This is a genomic window from Pseudomonas sp. P8_229 (assembly GCF_034008635.1).
In the GTDB taxonomy this organism is placed as follows: Bacteria; Pseudomonadota; Gammaproteobacteria; order Pseudomonadales; family Pseudomonadaceae; genus Aquipseudomonas.
Genome location: NZ_CP125378.1, coordinates 1,928,579 through 1,945,715 on the forward strand (window position 1 = coordinate 1,928,579; position 17,137 = coordinate 1,945,715).

9 protein-coding genes, 2 tRNA genes and 3 rRNA genes are annotated in these 17,137 nt (G+C 56.2%); 3 read left to right on the forward strand and 11 right to left on the reverse strand.

What is annotated here, in order from left to right:
- The first annotated feature begins 58 nt into the window (after positions 1–58).
- The 3 genes from mksB to mksF are packed head-to-tail and all read left to right on the forward strand — an operon-like array spanning position 59 to position 4,867.
- A complete protein-coding gene (gene mksB, locus QMK55_RS08675; RefSeq protein WP_178082141.1) occupies positions 59–1,339 on the forward strand; it encodes an Mks condensin complex protein MksB in 1,281 nt (426 codons plus the stop codon).
- On the forward strand, positions 1,329–2,030 hold the full coding sequence (mksE, locus tag QMK55_RS08680; RefSeq protein WP_102356814.1) for an Mks condensin complex protein MksE: 702 nt from the start codon (positions 1,329–1,331) through the stop codon (positions 2,028–2,030). The genes mksB and mksE overlap by 11 nt, the downstream gene beginning before the upstream one ends.
- Entirely contained in the window at positions 2,027–4,867 is a 2,841-nt protein-coding gene (gene mksF, locus QMK55_RS08685; RefSeq protein ID WP_320329050.1) for an Mks condensin complex protein MksF, read from the forward strand. Before mksE ends, mksF begins: the two co-directional genes overlap by 4 nt.
- Before the next feature lie 182 nt (positions 4,868–5,049).
- Here the strand turns inward: mksF and QMK55_RS08690 are convergent, their stop codons facing one another.
- From QMK55_RS08690 to pssA, 11 genes are all read right to left on the reverse strand, one after another.
- On the reverse strand, positions 5,050–7,353 hold the full coding sequence (locus tag QMK55_RS08690; protein ID WP_102356812.1) for a PqiB family protein: 2,304 nt from the start codon (positions 7,351–7,353) through the stop codon (positions 5,050–5,052).
- Entirely contained in the window at positions 7,346–7,969 is a 624-nt protein-coding gene (locus QMK55_RS08695) for a paraquat-inducible protein A (protein ID WP_102356811.1), read from the reverse strand. The genes QMK55_RS08690 and QMK55_RS08695 overlap by 8 nt, the downstream gene beginning before the upstream one ends.
- The gene (locus QMK55_RS08700; RefSeq protein ID WP_102356810.1) at positions 7,956–8,615 is read right to left on the reverse strand and encodes a paraquat-inducible protein A; all 660 of its coding nucleotides are present in this window, start codon (positions 8,613–8,615) and stop codon (positions 7,956–7,958) included. The genes QMK55_RS08695 and QMK55_RS08700 overlap by 14 nt, the downstream gene beginning before the upstream one ends.
- Positions 8,616–8,763: 148 nt before the next feature.
- Positions 8,764–8,879 (reverse strand): 5S ribosomal RNA (gene rrf / locus QMK55_RS08705).
- Between the two features lie 145 nt (positions 8,880–9,024).
- Positions 9,025–11,916, reverse strand: a 23S ribosomal RNA gene (locus QMK55_RS08710).
- A gap of 227 nt (positions 11,917–12,143) precedes the next feature.
- Positions 12,144–12,219 (reverse strand) — tRNA-Ala (locus QMK55_RS08715).
- A 9-nt stretch (positions 12,220–12,228) separates the two neighbouring features.
- Positions 12,229–12,305 (reverse strand) — tRNA-Ile (locus tag QMK55_RS08720).
- Between the two features lie 124 nt (positions 12,306–12,429).
- Positions 12,430–13,966: ribosomal RNA gene (locus QMK55_RS08725) — 16S ribosomal RNA — on the reverse strand.
- The 16S, 23S and 5S rRNA genes sit together here with 2 tRNA genes alongside, the layout of an rRNA operon.
- A 484-nt stretch (positions 13,967–14,450) precedes the next feature.
- On the reverse strand, positions 14,451–15,074 hold the full coding sequence (gene msrQ, locus QMK55_RS08730) for a protein-methionine-sulfoxide reductase heme-binding subunit MsrQ (RefSeq protein WP_102358838.1): 624 nt from the start codon (positions 15,072–15,074) through the stop codon (positions 14,451–14,453).
- Positions 15,074–16,087, reverse strand: coding sequence for a protein-methionine-sulfoxide reductase catalytic subunit MsrP (gene msrP / locus QMK55_RS08735; RefSeq protein ID WP_320329051.1), 1,014 nt, complete (start codon positions 16,085–16,087; stop codon positions 15,074–15,076). The genes msrQ and msrP overlap by 1 nt, the downstream gene beginning before the upstream one ends.
- 63 nt (positions 16,088–16,150) lie before the next feature.
- Positions 16,151–17,008 (reverse strand): CDP-diacylglycerol--serine O-phosphatidyltransferase, encoded by an 858-nt coding sequence (gene pssA / locus QMK55_RS08740; RefSeq protein WP_102358836.1) that lies wholly within the window; start codon positions 17,006–17,008, stop codon positions 16,151–16,153.
- Positions 17,009–17,137 lie beyond the last annotated feature (129 nt).

The window sequence follows — 17,137 nt, forward strand, 5'->3', positions numbered from 1 at the left end:
TATCCTTCGTGATGCAGTACAATCGCGGCTTTTAATCGCCAACCAGCCGGCCATTCCGATGATCGAACCCAAGCGCGTCTTGCGCGCCCTCGCTGAACACTGGGCACTTCTGGAGCCACTGTGCGAGCACTTCGACCAAGGCACCCTGAGCCTCAACGAACTGCGCACGCAACTGGCCGCCCAACAACTGGACAGCACGCCGCAGGACATCACCAGCCTGCTCGACGTGTGGATTCGCCTCGACATCCTGATTCCTGTCGCGAAAAGCCCGAACCGTTTCGAGCTCAATGCACAGATCCACGATTTCCTCGCCTACCTGCGCCGTGAGCACCGTCTGGGCCTGTGCCTGGAGATTGAAGCCTACCTGCGCCACCTCGAACGTCTGGCCGGTTACATTCAGGACGCGTTCGACATTCGCGACGGCCACGACCTCGCTCGCCAGTTGCGCCTGCTCGACATGCGCGTGCGCGACGTGTTGAAGAAGCTCGACAACGACGAGCAGGCACTGGTGGCCGTGGCCGAACGGGCCAAGACCAGCGACCGGCAGATTCCGCTGCGCCAGCGTTACGCCGAAGTACTGGCGACGTGGGACGAATACGTCGAGCCAATGATCGATCTGGTGAACGCCGACGGCGCCTTCGAACAAGGCGTGCGCAAGGTCGAAACCGTGCTACTGAAGATGCTCAGCGAACAGCAACGTCTCGGCCATCTGGTTGACGACGACATGCTCCTGCGCACCCACGCGCGCATCCTCGAAATGCAGACCAGCGCGCAACTGACCTTGCGTCATGCCCGCGAACTATTGCTGCCGCTGCGTGAAGAAGCGCGCCGGCACAACGCCGTGACCCGTGGTGCCGCACTCGCACTGGCGGCGATTCGCCGTAAAGGCATCGATGCCGTGCCGCAAGCGGCGATGCCGCTGTTCACCCGGCCGCAAAGCACCTTCCTCGGCAGCGCCAGTCAGGTCGAAGCTTACGTTTACGCTTTGGCCCGATTCGAACCAAAACCGGCACGCTTCCCGAAAGCGCACAAAACACAAAAATCCGGCGACGCGCCACGTGCACCACGCACCGTGCGCGAGATGGTCGAGCGTTGCGAAGAGTCCCTGCCAATGCCGGATCTGATGACCTGGCTGCTGGAGCAGGAGCCGGACGGCGCCACTGACGAATTGCTCTACTGGTTCTCGCGCCTGTCGCGGGAAAAACGCTTCAAGCGCGAGCGTCTGGAACGCCGCGAATACCACACTCACGAGCACCAGGTCAGCCTGCGCTCCTTCGCCCTGCTCTCGGCCCGCGACACCGCCGCCGAGGATTCTGCGAGCATCCCCAATGCATCTTGATCTCTCCGAACTGTCCCAACTGGCGCCGATCTTCCGCGAGCTGTTCAAGGGCTACCACGTCAGCCGCCGCGACCCGGAGCTGTACGCGCAACTGTCGAACTTCCAGGATCAGTACCGCACGCTGTTCAAGGCCCTGGGTTTTGAACTGGTCTGCGACACCCGTGGTTTCTACTACTTCGTGCCGGACATGGCCGCCGCGGCGGTGAACAAGACCGCCCAGCGTCTGGCGCTGTTCACCTTCATCCTCGTCGAGCATCTGGCCGACCAGGGCCGCGACCCGATCGCCGTGCTCGACGGTGGCAGCCTCGGCCGTGAAGAACTGCCGTCGCTGTTGGAAAAGTACCGCGACCTGTTCATTCAGGCCGAAGTGCAGACCGTTGAAGAACTCGAAGAAAAGATCATGCGTCGCATGACTCAACTCGGTTTCGCCGGCGAAGAAAACGGCGTGTACCGTTTCTTGCCGCCGATGCACCGTTTCCTTGATGTGTGCCTGTCGGTGCAGCAAGACCGCGATCTGGCCGCTAGCGTCCACAGCGTATTGCCGCTGCCGGCACCGGTGCTGATCGACGAAGAAGCCGAAGCCAAATTCCTCGAAACCGACGATCCGCTTGATCTGTCCGAATTTGCAGAAGAAAGCGAAGAAGACGCACTGGCCCGCGCCATTGCCGAAGAACAGGAGTCCGACGCATGAGCCAGGAACGCTACGGCATCCGCCGCTTTGCCCTTTTGAACACCGCCGGTTACAGCCTCGGCCTGTTCCCGCTGGAAGAACCGCTGTCGGTCTACGGCGCGAACAACCTCGGTAAATCGGCGTCGATCAACGCCTTGCAGTTCCCGATTCTGGCGCGCATGTCGGACATGAGTTTCGGCAAGTACAGCCTGGAACAATCGCGGCGTTTCTACTTCGCCTCCGACACCAGTTACATCCTTGTCGAAGTGAACCTGCCCCACGGCCCGCACGTGATTGGCGTGGTCGGTCGTGGCCCGGGCGGCGGTTTCGGTCACCAGTTCTTCGCCTATGCCGGCAAACTCGATCTGGCGCATTACCAAAAGAACGATACCTGCCTGCGTCAGAAAGAGCTGTTCAGCAACCTTGAGAAAGAAGGCCTGAAAGCCTACGAACTCAAGCCGGACGAACTGCGTCGTCTGCTGGTTGGCGGCCACACCTCAATCCCGCTCGACCTGACCCTGATCCCGCTGCGCTCCACCAGCGAGCAGAGCCTGAAGACGTTCCGCGCGCTGTTCATCAACCTGCTGCACATGCGTGAAATCACCGCAGCCAAGCTCAAGCAACTGTTCCTCGATGCCTTCGAGCACAGCCTGCGTTCCGGCAGTGTCGATTACATCGCCGCGTGCGAAGAAGCCTTCCGCGACGTGCGCCGGATGGAACAGGACTACAACTCGCTGGTCGCGGCCGGCCCACTGGTCGAGGCCTTGGCCAACGGCGTGAAACAGCGTGACGTGCTACGCGGAAAACTGCATCGCCTGTCACCGCTGCTCGATTCGTTGCTCGGCACATGGTCGGACTACGCCAGTGCGCGCAAAGAAGAACTGACGATTCAGGCCGACCATTACCGTGGCGAGCAGGACAGTCTGCAAAACGATCAGCGCGGCGGCACCCAGGAGCTGATGCGTCTGGAGCGGGAGATTTCCGGCATCCAGCGCTGGCTGGGTGAGTTGTCGGTGCTGAAGAATCGTTTTGCCTTGGTCGATGACGTCAAAGTGCTGGAGCAACAATTGCTCGCGGCCAAAGACGCTCACGACGAACTGGCCGGTGCTCTGGCGCAATCGCGTCAGTTCAGCGCCGAGGATCTGGAAGAGCGGCTGCGCGATCTGGAAAAACGCCTGAAGTCGGTGAAACTGCAACTCGATCACGCCGACAACAACAGCTACGCCCGTCTGCGCGAAGAATTCTCGCAACAGGACGTCGAGCGTCTGATGCGCCTGTTCAACAGCGCACTGTTCAGCCTGCCGCTGGGCGAGCACGGCATCACCCTCGATGACGACGGCGAGTGGGTCAAATCGGTCGAGTTGATCCTTGATGGCTTCAAGGGTGAGCGTTTCGAAGTGCCGGGCCTGTCGATCGACATCTCGCACATCGAGCCGCCAGCCCTGCAAGCGCTGGCTGACCGTGCCGCACTGCGTGATCAGAAAGAGCGTCTGGAAAAAGAACTCAAGCAACTGAAAACCCAGCAAGCCGTTGCTGCTGACCGTGCTGCGAGCAAGACCCAGACCGAAGCGCTGTACCAGCAAGTGCTGGATGCGCAGAAAGCCCTGGAAGATTTCCGCCGCACGCAGACACTGAGCGCTGAAGAAGGCGACAAGCTCGAACAACTGGCGCAGATGGAAGGCGCGCAGGACGAACTCAAGCGTTCCAGCGACGCGTTCACCGAGCGCGTCCAGCAACTGTCGGCCAAGCTGCAACTGGTCGGCCGGCAGATCGCCGACATGGAAGCCAAGCAACGCACCCTCGACGATGCACTGCGCCGTCGTCAGTTGCTGCCGGCAGATCTGCCGTTCGGTACGCCGTTCATGGATCCGGTCGACGATTCGATGGACAACCTGCTGCCGCTGCTCAACGACTATCAGGACAGCTGGCAAGGCCTGCTGCGCGCCGACGGTCAGATCGAAGCGCTGTACGCACAAGTGCGTCTGAAAGGCGTGGCCAAGTTCGACAGCGAAGACGATATGGAGCGCCGCCTGTCACTGCTGATCAACGCTTACGCGCACCGTACCGATGAAGCCCTGACGCTGGGCAAGGCGCGTCGTGCGGCGGTCACCGACATCGCTCGCACCCTGCGCAATATTCGCAGCGACTACGACAGCCTCGAGCATCAACTGGCGCTGTTCAACCGCGAGATCAACAAGCGTCAGGTCTCCAACCTGCAGAGCTTCCGTATCGTGCTCGCCCCGAACAAGGAAGCGCTCAAGCACATCGACCAGATCATCCATAGCGCCGGTCAGTACGAAGAAGGCGAAACCCTGTCGGTGTTCGACCTCAGCCAGAGCGCCGAGCAGGACAACAAGAACGAAGAGGCCAAGGAATATCTGGCTCGATTGGTGGCAGCGAACCACAACCAGCTCGGTCTCAAGGACTTGTTCGAACTGGCGTTCGAGATCACCAAGGTCAACGGTCAGCCGGTTATCCACACCGACATCGATGGCGCGGCGTCCAACGGCACCACCATGACCATCAAGGCGCTGACCAACATGTACTTGTTGCTGCACTTGATGGACCGTGACCTCGCCGGTCGTGTGCGCCTGCCGTACTACCTCGACGAGGCGGCGGACATCGATGAGAAGAACCAGGCCGCCCTGCTGGAAACCAGCCTGCAACTGGGCTTCGTGCCGATTCTGGCGAGTGTGAAGCCGCAGGTCTGCGCCAGTGTCGCCATCGACCTGGAAGGCGGCAGCGGGCCTGCGGGCATCTACATCGACGAGGCGGACTGGAAGTACATCCGTCGCCATGATGTGGTGAAAGCCACGGTCAATGTTGAAGCAGATGAACCGGAGCTGGATGCGGTTTGATCGGCGTCAGCTGAAGGCAAAAAAAGGGCCGCGATCTGATGGGATCGCGGCCCTTTTTTATGGCGTTGGATTTGTTCTGGCGCTTAGGGCCCTATCGCGAGCAGGCTCACTCCTACAGTTGGAATACCTTCCCCTGTAGGAGTGAGCCTGCTCGCGATGACGCCACTCCAGACACAGCTGAATTACTTACCGAGTGGAATCTTCGGCGCCCAGCTCAGCCACTCATCCTCGAACTTGTCGAACAGCGGGAACGTTTGCTCAGGCCGCGCAGGGTTGCCCATGCGTTCGCCGTCCGGCGTGGCGAAGGCGATGCCGCCCTGAATCGCCGTCTCCAGTGACTCCGTGCGTACCGTCACTCCCTTGAACAGACCGATATCAAAACCGACGCCACTGGTGTTCCAGAACCGCGTACCGCTACGCACCAGCGGCGCGTACTTCGGCTCGATCAAAATGTGCACCAATACCCGATCAGCTGTCTGCCCCAGCTCATAACCCGTGACCTTGCCCACGGTGATTTCGCGGTAAGTCACCGGCACGCCAGGCTTGAGCGAACCACGACGGGCCGCACTCAACACCAGACTCAAACCGGCCTCTTGCCTGGACACTTCCGGCGGATTGGCCAGCGCAACGAAATTCTTCTGCGGGCCAAGGTTCTTCGCCGCCGGTTGCACCTCCAGGTACTGCCCGGTGACCAGAGTTTCCAGATTCTGGGTCTTGATCAGCCCCAACTCAGGCTTGACCACCCAGAACTGGCTGCCAACCCGCGCAATGCGCTCCGGCACTTCAGTGATCCGCGCGGTGATCATTACCGATTGCAGGTCATCTGTCAGATCAACGTCTTCAATCTTGCCGACATCCAGCCCTTTGAAACGGATCGGCGTACCCGGGCGCAAACCATCGGCGCGGTCAACCTTGATCGTCACCACCGTGCCTTTCTGGTTGGCCTCATCATGGTTGGCGAACAGACGGAAACGCGGAATACGCTTTTGCAACGGCGCCTTGGCTTGCGGTGTTTCGAAGGCAATACCACCGGCCATCAGTGTCTGCAATGACTCGCTCTTCACTTGAATCCCACCTGTCAGACCACCGGTGAGAGTGATTCCGCTGACGTTCCAAAAGCGAGTCGAGGCGTTGACCAGGTTTTCGTATTCCTTCTCGATATGGACGCCGATCACCAATTGTTTTTTGGTCCTGGAGAACTGATAGCTCTGTACCGAGCCGACCTTGACCTGTTTATACAGAATCGGGCTACCGACTTCGATCGAACCCAGAGCGTCGGTGAACAACACCAGATGCAGGCCCGGTGCGCGCAGGTCCAATGGTGGCGCTTTTGGCCGTGCCTCGAATTCGCGCTTCGGCGCGGCACCTTTGTCGCCAGGGCGTACAGCGATGTAGTTACCTTTCACCAGCGCTTCGAGCCCGGTGATCCCGGCCAGGGAAATCGACGGCTTGACCACCCAGAATTGCGTGCCGTCGACCAGATAGTCTTCAGCCAGAGGGTCAAGGGTAAGCTCGGCCGTGGCGCTGTTCAGATCCGGATCGATTTTCAACGCCTTCAGGTTACCGACCTGAATGCCCTTGTACATGACCGGCGTTCGGCCAGCCTGCAAGCCCTCGAAGTCGCTGAGTTTGACCTTTACCCGAATACCGGCAGCCGCGGCGTCGAAATCTTCATAGAGACGGAACGGCAGGCTTGGATCGGTAGGCGGACTGTCCTTGCGGTTCTCCGGTGTGGCGAAGGCGATACCGCCGGCGACGATGCTCGCCAGAGACTCGCTGCGCACTTTTACTCCCGACAGATTGGCGTCGATACTGATGCCGCTGGCATTCCAGAAGCGCGTGTGTTTGCGCACCAGTTTGGCGTAGGTCGGCTCGATGAACACTTTGAGTTCAACAGTGCTCTGGTCTTCGGAGAGCACGTAGCTTTTGATCTGCCCGACCTTGATCTGCTTGTAGAACACCGGGCTGCCACGGTTCAGCGAGCCGAGGCGATCCGCCTTGATGGTCAGGTGCAGACCGGGCTTGGAATCCGACAGCGGCGGTTCTTCGGCCAGCGCCTTGAACTTGCGGGTCGGTTCGCCTTCACCCGGGCTGATGGCCACGTAGTTACCCGAGACCAAGGTTTCCAGGCCAGTGATACCGGCCAGGGTCACGCTCGGTTTCACCAGCCAGAAACGCGTGCTGGTCTTGAGGTATTGCTCGACATCCTTGTTCATCTCGACGGTGGCGATGACCCCTTTGGAGTTGCCTTCGTCGTCGAGCTTCAGCGCCTTCACCTTACCGACCGACATGCCTTTGTACATGACCTCGGTCTTGTTGGCCTGGATGCCTTCACCGCTTTCGAAACGCACCTGAATCTCGATGCCGGTTTCGTTATAGGCACGCCAGCCGAGCCAGCCGCCGATGATCAGGGCAATCAGGGGCAATACCCAAATGGCAGACCAGTTGGAGGCCGGCCGGGTTTTCGCTACGGGCAAATCAGTCATGGTCGTCGTCCGACTCCGTGTTATCCCAAATCAGTCGGGGATCGAAAGTTACTGCGGCAAGCATCGTCAGAATCACCACACTGGCGAAGGCGATGGCGCCAAGATTAGCTTCGACACTGGCAAGCCGGCCGAAGTTGACGACCGCCACCAGAATGGCGATCACAAAGATATCGAGCATCGACCAGCGACCGATGAACTCGATGAAGCGGTACATCCAGATCCGCTGCCGTGCAGACAATGGCTGGCGTCGCTGAACCGAAAACAACAGCAGCGCGATACCCACCAACTTGAAGGTCGGCACCAAGATGCTCGCGATAAACACCACAGCGGCGATTGGAATCATGCCGTGCTGCACCAACTGAATGACACCGGACATGATCGTGCTTGGATCACCCTGCCCCAGGGAGCTGACGGTCATGATCGGCAGCACATTAGCCGGAATATAGATAATCGCCGCGGTGATCAGCAGTGCCCAGGTTCGAGCCAGGCTGTTCGGGCGACGGGCATGCACCAGCGCCCCACAGCGGGTACAGGTTTGTTCTTCCGAGTCTTTTTCCTGTCTGTTCAATTCGTGGCATTCAGCACAAATCAGAATGCCCGCATCAATCGCCCGCATGAGGGTCTTCTCCTGATAGCGCCTGCCAGATCTGATGCGGTGACATCACCACTTCCAGCCAGACCTGAACCAACAACAAACCGACAAAACATGCCAGACCGAGGCCAACAGTGATGGCCGCCATGTCTGCCAGTTTGACGATCGCCACCAACACGCCCATGAGGTAGACCTCAAGCATTCCCCAATCTTTGAGGTGGTGGTAAATGCGATACAGCAACAAGCCGTAGCTGCGCCCGATGTTGAAACGGATCGTCAGCAATACGAATAACTGGCAGAGCAACTTGAGCAACGGAATCGCCATACTGCAGAGAAATACGACGACGGAAACACCGCGCATATCGGTATCGAACAAGCCGACAACACCGCTCCAGACGGTGTCCTGCGACGACTGTCCGAGCACATTGAGCTGCATGATGGGTAAAAAGTTCGCTGGCACGAACAACAGCAATGCAGCGATGACCAGAGCAAGGCTGCGCTGCACCACGTTATAGCGGTGGGCATACAACTCATAACCGCAGCGTGGACACAGGGCTTTCTCGCCGTGGGCAAGCTTTGGCTTGCGCATCAGCAGGTCGCACTCGTGACAGGCCACCAGGTCTTCCAGCGGTAATTCTGACAGCCCGCGGGCGTCAACCGACTCTGACATAAAGGCTCTGGCTCCGAAAAAGATGGGGCTATTCTAGTGTTCTGATTCGAAAATAACTGTGCAAATTTGTTCGCTGGCGAAGTAAAAAACTTTCCTGCGGGCAAAACAAAACCCCAATTGCTTTCGCAATTGGGGTTTCGGAATTTAATCTTGACGATGACCTACTCTCACATGGGGAAACCCCACACTACCATCGGCGATGCATCGTTTCACTGCTGAGTTCGGGATGGGATCAGGTGGTTCCAACGCTCTATGGTCGTCAAGAAATTCGGTGTGCCGACTCGTCTTTCGACGCTTCAGCAAATTGGGTATGCGATAGTTTGTGTGTTTCTCTCGAACTTTCGGTTCATTTCGTCTTCACACACCGCAATCTGGCCTCTCTCGAGTTCGCAAATTGCTTGGGTGTTATATGGTCAAGCCTCACGGGCAATTAGTATTGGTTAGCTCAACGCCTCACAGCGCTTACACACCCAACCTATCAACGTCGTAGTCTTCGACGGCCCTTCAGGGAACTCAAGGTTCCAGTGAGATCTCATCTTGAGGCAAGTTTCCCGCTTAGATGCTTTCAGCGGTTATCTTTCCCGAACATAGCTACCCGGCAATGCCACTGGCGTGACAACCGGAACACCAGAGGTTCGTCCACTCCGGTCCTCTCGTACTAGGAGCAGCCCCTCTCAAATCTCAAACGTCCACGGCAGATAGGGACCGAACTGTCTCACGACGTTCTAAACCCAGCTCGCGTACCACTTTAAATGGCGAACAGCCATACCCTTGGGACCGGCTTCAGCCCCAGGATGTGATGAGCCGACATCGAGGTGCCAAACACCGCCGTCGATATGAACTCTTGGGCGGTATCAGCCTGTTATCCCCGGAGTACCTTTTATCCGTTGAGCGATGGCCCTTCCATACAGAACCACCGGATCACTAAGACCTACTTTCGTACCTGCTCGACGTGTCTGTCTCGCAGTCAAGCGCGCTTTTGCCTTTATACTCTACGACCGATTTCCGACCGGTCTGAGCGCACCTTCGTACTCCTCCGTTACTCTTTAGGAGGAGACCGCCCCAGTCAAACTACCCACCATACACTGTCCTCGATCCGGATAACGGACCTGAGTTAGAACCTCAAAGTTGCCAGGGTGGTATTTCAAGGATGGCTCCACGCGAACTGGCGTCCACGCTTCAAAGCCTCCCACCTATCCTACACAAGCAAATTCAAAGTCCAGTGCAAAGCTATAGTAAAGGTTCACGGGGTCTTTCCGTCTAGCCGCGGATACACTGCATCTTCACAGCGATTTCAATTTCACTGAGTCTCGGGTGGAGACAGCGCCGCCATCGTTACGCCATTCGTGCAGGTCGGAACTTACCCGACAAGGAATTTCGCTACCTTAGGACCGTTATAGTTACGGCCGCCGTTTACCGGGGCTTCGATCAAGAGCTTCGCGTTAGCTAACCCCATCAATTAACCTTCCGGCACCGGGCAGGCGTCACACCCTATACGTCCACTTTCGTGTTTGCAGAGTGCTGTGTTTTTAATAAACAGTCGCAGCGGCCTGGTATCTTCGACCGGCATGAGCTTACGGAGCAAGTCCTTCACCCTCACCGGCGCACCTTCTCCCGAAGTTACGGTGCCATTTTGCCTAGTTCCTTCACCCGAGTTCTCTCAAGCGCCTTGGTATTCTCTACCCAACCACCTGTGTCGGTTTGGGGTACGGTTCCTGGTTACCTGAAGCTTAGAAGCTTTTCTTGGAAGCATGGCATCAACCACTTCGTCACCCAAAGGGTAACTCGTCATCAGCTCTCGGCCTTAAGATCCCGGATTTACCTAAGATCTCAGCCTACCACCTTAAACTTGGACAACCAACGCCAAGCTGGCCTAGCCTTCTCCGTCCCTCCATCGCAATAACCAGAAGTACAGGAATATTAACCTGTTTTCCATCGACTACGCTTTTCAGCCTCGCCTTAGGGACCGACTAACCCTGCGTCGATTAACGTTGCGCAGGAAACCTTGGTCTTTCGGCGTGGGTGTTTTTCACACCCATTGTCGTTACTCATGTCAGCATTCGCACTTCTGATACCTCCAGCAAGCTTCTCAACTCACCTTCACAGGCTTACAGAACGCTCCTCTACCGCATCACCTAAGTGATACCCGTAGCTTCGGTGTATGGTTTGAGCCCCGTTACATCTTCCGCGCAGGCCGACTCGACTAGTGAGCTATTACGCTTTCTTTAAAGGGTGGCTGCTTCTAAGCCAACCTCCTAGCTGTCTAAGCCTTCCCACATCGTTTCCCACTTAACCATAACTTTGGGACCTTAGCTGACGGTCTGGGTTGTTTCCCTTTTCACGACGGACGTTAGCACCCGCCGTGTGTCTCCCATGCTCGGCACTTGTAGGTATTCGGAGTTTGCATCGGTTTGGTAAGTCGGGATGACCCCCTAGCCGAAACAGTGCTCTACCCCCTACAGTGATACATGAGGCGCTACCTAAATAGCTTTCGAGGAGAACCAGCTATCTCCGAGCTTGATTAGCCTTTCACTCCGATCCACAGGTCATCCGCTAACTTTTCAACGGTAGTCGGTTCGGTCCTCCAGTCAGTGTTACCTAACCTTCAACCTGCCCATGGATAGATCGCCCGGTTTCGGGTCTATTCCCAGCGACTAGACGCCCTATTAAGACTCGCTTTCGCTACGCCTCCCCTATTCGGTTAAGCTCGCCACTGAAAATAAGTCGCTGACCCATTATACAAAAGGTACGCAGTCACCCAACAAAGTGGGCTCCCACTGCTTGTACGCATACGGTTTCAGGATCTATTTCACTCCCCTCTCCGGGGTTCTTTTCGCCTTTCCCTCACGGTACTAGTTCACTATCGGTCAGTCAGTAGTATTTAGCCTTGGAGGATGGTCCCCCCATATTCAGACAAAGTTTCTCGTGCTCCGTCCTACTCGATTTCATGACCAAGAGATTTTCGCGTACAGGGCTATCACCCACTATGGCCGCACTTTCCAGAGCGTTCCGCTAATCTCAAAGCCACTTAAGGGCTAGTCCCCGTTCGCTCGCCACTACTAAGGGAATCTCGGTTGATTTCTTTTCCTCAGGGTACTTAGATGTTTCAGTTCCCCTGGTTCGCCTCTTGCACCTATGTATTCAGTACAAGATAACCATCTTATGATGGCTGGGTTCCCCCATTCAGACATCTCCGGATCAAAGTCTGTTTGCCGACTCCCCGAAGCTTTTCGCAGGCTACCACGTCTTTCATCGCCTCTGACTGCCAAGGCATCCACCGTATGCGCTTCTTCACTTGACCATATAACCCCAAGCAATCTGGTTATACTGTGAAGACGACATTCGCCGAAAATTCGCGATTAAACTCACAAATTTTACCTTAGCCTGAATAAACACCAGTGAAAGTGCTATCCAGTCTATCTTTCTATCACATACCCAAATTTTTAAAGAACGATCTAATCAAAGACTAGAAATCAATATTCACACCGGAATATTCATTTCTAAACTCTAACAAGCAGAAGCAGTTAATGGTGGAGCCAAACGGGATCGAACCGTTGACCTCCTGCGTGCAAGGCAGGCGCTCTCCCAGCTGAGCTATGGCCCCATACAAAATTGGTGGGTCTGGGCAGATTCGAACTGCCGACCTCACCCTTATCAGGGGTGCGCTCTAACCAACTGAGCTACAGACCCAATTTCGAGCGCGTAACTGATTAGCTAAGAGCTATCAGCTTGGAGCTTAAAGCTGCTTCTATCGTCTTCTTCAATGAATCAAGCAATTCGTGTGGGAACTTATGGAGCAGCTGATGTCGTCGATTAAGGAGGTGATCCAGCCGCAGGTTCCCCTACGGCTACCTTGTTACGACTTCACCCCAGTCATGAATCACACCGTGGTAACCGTCCTCCCGAAGGTTAGACTAGCTACTTCTGGTGCAACCCACTCCCATGGTGTGACGGGCGGTGTGTACAAGGCCCGGGAACGTATTCACCGCGACATTCTGATTCGCGATTACTAGCGATTCCGACTTCACGCAGTCGAGTTGCAGACTGCGATCCGGACTACGATCGGTTTTGTGGGATTAGCTCCACCTCGCGGCTTGGCAACCCTCTGTACCGACCATTGTAGCACGTGTGTAGCCCAGGCCGTAAGGGCCATGATGACTTGACGTCATCCCCACCTTCCTCCGGTTTGTCACCGGCAGTCTCCTTAGAGTGCCCACCATTACGTGCTGGTAACTAAGGACAAGGGTTGCGCTCGTTACGGGACTTAACCCAACATCTCACGACACGAGCTGACGACAGCCATGCAGCACCTGTCTCAATGCTCCCGAAGGCACCAATCCATCTCTGGAAAGTTCATTGGATGTCAAGGCCTGGTAAGGTTCTTCGCGTTGCTTCGAATTAAACCACATGCTCCACCGCTTGTGCGGGCCCCCGTCAATTCATTTGAGTTTTAACCTTGCGGCCGTACTCCCCAGGCGGTCAACTTAATGCGTTAGCTGCGCCACTAAGAGCTCAAGGCTCCCAACGGCTAGTTGACATCGTTTACGGCGTGGACTACCAGGGTATCTAATCCTGTTTGCTCCCCACGCTTTCGCACCTCAGTGTCAGTATCAGTCCAGGTGGTCGCCTTCGCCACTGGTGTTCCTTCCTATATCTACGCATTTCACCGCTACACAGGAAATTCCACCACCCTCTACCATACTCTAGCTCGCCAGTTTTGGATGCAGTTCCCAGGTTGAGCCCGGGGATTTCACATTCAACTTAACGAACCACCTACGCGCGCTTTACGCCCAGTAATTCCGATTAACGCTTGCACCCTCTGTATTACCGCGGCTGCTGGCACAGAGTTAGCCGGTGCTTATTCTGTCGGTAACGTCAAAACACTAACGTATTAGGTTAATGCCCTTCCTCCCAACTTAAAGTGCTTTACAATCCGAAGACCTTCTTCACACACGCGGCATGGCTGGATCAGGCTTTCGCCCATTGTCCAATATTCCCCACTGCTGCCTCCCGTAGGAGTCTGGACCGTGTCTCAGTTCCAGTGTGACTGATCATCCTCTCAGACCAGTTACGGATCGTCGCCTTGGTGAGCCATTACCTCACCAACTAGCTAATCCGACCTAGGCTCATCTGATAGCGCAAGGCCCGAAGGTCCCCTGCTTTCTCCCGTAGGACGTATGCGGTATTAGCGTTCCTTTCGAAACGTTGTCCCCCACTACCAGGCAGATTCCTAGGCATTACTCACCCGTCCGCCGCTGAATCCAGGAGCAAGCTCCTCTCATCCGCTCGACTTGCATGTGTTAGGCCTGCCGCCAGCGTTCAATCTGAGCCATGATCAAACTCTTCAGTTCAAACATCTTTGGGTTTTTAAGAAACCCTAAACTTGGCTCAGCAATCGTTGGTTACATCTTTGATTTCTCGCGGAGTAACTTGTGATGCTGATAATCTTGTTGACTATCAGTCTGACTCCACAAGCACCCACACGAATTGCTTGATTCAGTTGTTAAAGAGCGGTTGGTTAAGATCTTTCGTCTCAACCGAGGCGCGCATTCTACAGCAGCCTCATTTGCTGTCAAGTGATTATTTTCAGAAGTTTTCGAAGATTTCTTCAACAACTTCAACCACTTGCGCTTCCGATCTCTCGTCAGCGGGAGGCGAATTCTACAGCGTTACTCGCTGTTGTCAACACCTCTTTTTCAACTTCCTTTCGGCTTCGATGAACTGAAGCAACCCACTGCCGAAACCTACATAACTCATTGAATCTCAAGGAGTTTTCCGTTTCGACTGCGCCGGAAGTGGGGCGAATTATAGACATCTGAAATCTGCCGTCAACCGTTAATTTCGCTTTTCTTGCAAAACCTGCTTTTTAGCCAGCAAACGCGGGATCCGACGCATTACAGGAGGGATACGCAACGCCAGAAGCACAGCACCTATAAAGGCATAGATCGCCCACTCTTCCAGATCAGCGCGCACGATCCACAGCATGTGCAGCAAACCGAGCCCCAGAATCACATATGCCAGGCGATGCAGTTTCTTCCAACGCAGCCCCATACGACGCTGACTGTAGCGATTGGACGTCACCGCCAACGCCAGCAGTCCAAGAAAACCCAGCGCCCCTACTATTATGTAAGGCCGCTTGCGTAACTCGACCGCCAGTTGCGACCAATCGAAACCCAGAATAAATGCCATATAGCTGCACAGGTGCAAAACCACGTAGGCAAAACACCAAAGTCCCAACTGCCGACGCACGGCGATCCACCCTGCCCACCCGGTAAGTCTCTGCAGAGGCGTCATGCTCAAGGTAATCAGCAGAAGCACCAGCGTCCCCAGCCCGAGCCGATCCACCAACACCTTGCCGGGGTCTGGCCCAAGCAAATCCTCAAGCGCTTGATACAACCAGAGCATCGGCCAGATCGCCGCCGAAATGAAAACGCCTATACGCCAGAACGGAAATCGCATCAGTAGTTCTTCCGCAAGTCGAGCCCTGTATATAAAGAAGCGACTTCATCCGAGTAGCCGTTGAACATCTGCGTATCGCGTACATTCGGCTTGAACAGGCTGTTCGGCAATCGCCGCTCCCGCGCTTGCGTCCAGCGCGGGTGATCAACCGTCGGGTTCACATTCGCATAAAAGCCATATTCATCTGCCGCAATGCTTTGCCACGTTGTTTTTGGCTGCTCACTGACCAGACTGATCCGCACAATAGATTTGACGCTTTTGAACCCGTACTTCCACGGCACTACCAAGCGTAGCGGCGCACCGTTCTGATTCGGCAACTCGCGGCCATACATACCCACCGCCAGAATCGCCAACGGATTCATCGCCTCGTCCAGGCGCAAGCCTTCTACATATGGCCAGTCAATCAGGGCAAAACCAGAGCGCTGACCGGGCATGCTCTTGGGATCCTGCAGGGTTTCAAACCGAATGTACTTGGCGTTAGAGGTTGGCTCGACTTGCTTGAGCAGTGCAGAGATCGGAAAACCGATCCACGGGATAACCATCGACCACGCCTCAACACAGCGCAGTCGATAGATACGCTCCTCCAACTGATACGGTTTAATGAAGTCTTCCAGCGCATAGCGTCCAGGCTTCCCCACCTCCCCATCCACAACCACGCTCCACGGCTCGGTTTTCAGCGAACCGGCATTAGCAGCCGGATCGCCCTTGTCGGTACCGAACTCATAGAAGTTGTTGTAGTGGGTCGCGTCTTTATATGGCGTGATCGCCTCATCCTTGACGTTGACCGCGCCCCATTTGGTAGACGGGAGTTTGTCGGCAAACCAGGCCGACGCCTTGCCAGGATCGACGTCGGCATAGCGCGCCGCATCTTCTGCGACAGCCCAACGCGGCAAGCTGCTCACGGCGATGCCGGCCGCGGTAGCTCCGAGCAGCTGTCGACGAGAAAGATAAATGGATTCAGGCGTGACGTCCGACTCATGGCAGTCGGACGCTTTGGGGATTTTGATCAGCATGGCAACTCCGCAGCTTTGGAGGACAGATGCACCCATAGACTGCGGAGTATGCGGGAAATTACATCACTCGGCGTTTTTGTGGCGACGAAGACGCAACAGGTATTGCACCGGGCCGGAAGCGGCGTAAGCGAGGAAGACCAGCAGCAGAATTCGCGGCGGATCACTGAAGACCACAGCGAACACCAGCACCACGGCGAGGATCGCCACGAACGGCACACGGCCCTTCAGATCCAGTTCCTTGAAGCTGTTGTACTTGATGTTACTGACCATCAGCATGCCGGCAGCCGCCACCATCAAGGCGACCAGGAACGACATCTTCGAACCCTGGATTCCGTAGTCGCTGAACGCCCAGACGATCCCCGCCACCACGCCGGCAGCTGCCGGGCTGGCCAGACCGATGAAGTAGCGCTTGTCAGCCGTACCGACCTGGGTGTTGAAACGCGCCAGACGCAACGCCGCACCGGCCACATAGATGAAGGCAACCATCCAGCCGACCTTGCCCATGTCACCCAGCGCCCAGCCGAAGGCCAGCAGCGCCGGCGCCACACCAAAGGCAACCATGTCGGACAGCGAGTCATACTCGGCACCGAATGCGCTTTGCGTATTGGTCATGCGCGCGACACGGCCATCGAGGCCGTCAAGCACCATGGCGACGAAGATCGCGATCGCGGCGAAAGCAAAATACTTGCTCGCGTTCGCAGAGTCCCCGGCGCTCAAGGCAGCCTGGGCACTCATCGAGTTGATGATGGAATAAAACCCTGCAAACAGATTCGCAGTGGTGAACAGGTTCGGCAGCAGATAGATACCACGATGCCGGACTTTACGACCTTCTGCGTCGTGCCCTTCCTCGACGTGTTCATCGATGGGCAGCAGGCTTTCGGCGTCAGAAGCCTGGTTCGGCTCTTCGGGACGTTCGCTCATGGACATTACCTTGCAACGTATTTGGAAAGTTTCGACAGGTGTCTGGGACGACGGTTCGACCACAAACGCTGCAGCTTTATACCAGAACCGCCGGCTCAAACGAAAAAACGCGGCCGAGGCCGCGTTTTT

Bases quoted from the DNA above. Each gene is read 5' to 3' on its own strand.
- QMK55_RS08695 (WP_102356811.1), bottom strand. From the start codon at position 7,969: ATGCGGGCGATTGATGCGGGCATTCTGATTTGTGCTGAATGCCACGAA.
- msrQ (WP_102358838.1), bottom strand. From the start codon at position 15,074: ATGCGATTTCCGTTCTGGCGTATAGGCGTTTTCATTTCGGCGGCGATC.
- QMK55_RS08690 (WP_102356812.1), bottom strand. From the start codon at position 7,353: ATGACTGATTTGCCCGTAGCGAAAACCCGGCCGGCCTCCAACTGGTCT.
- QMK55_RS08700 (WP_102356810.1), bottom strand. From the start codon at position 8,615: ATGTCAGAGTCGGTTGACGCCCGCGGGCTGTCAGAATTACCGCTGGAA.
- mksB (WP_178082141.1), top strand. From the start codon at position 59: ATGATCGAACCCAAGCGCGTCTTGCGCGCCCTCGCTGAACACTGGGCA.
- msrP (WP_320329051.1), bottom strand. From the start codon at position 16,087: ATGCTGATCAAAATCCCCAAAGCGTCCGACTGCCATGAGTCGGACGTC.
- pssA (WP_102358836.1), bottom strand. From the start codon at position 17,008: ATGAGCGAACGTCCCGAAGAGCCGAACCAGGCTTCTGACGCCGAAAGC.
- mksE (WP_102356814.1), top strand. From the start codon at position 1,329: ATGCATCTTGATCTCTCCGAACTGTCCCAACTGGCGCCGATCTTCCGC.
- mksF (WP_320329050.1), top strand. From the start codon at position 2,027: ATGAGCCAGGAACGCTACGGCATCCGCCGCTTTGCCCTTTTGAACACC.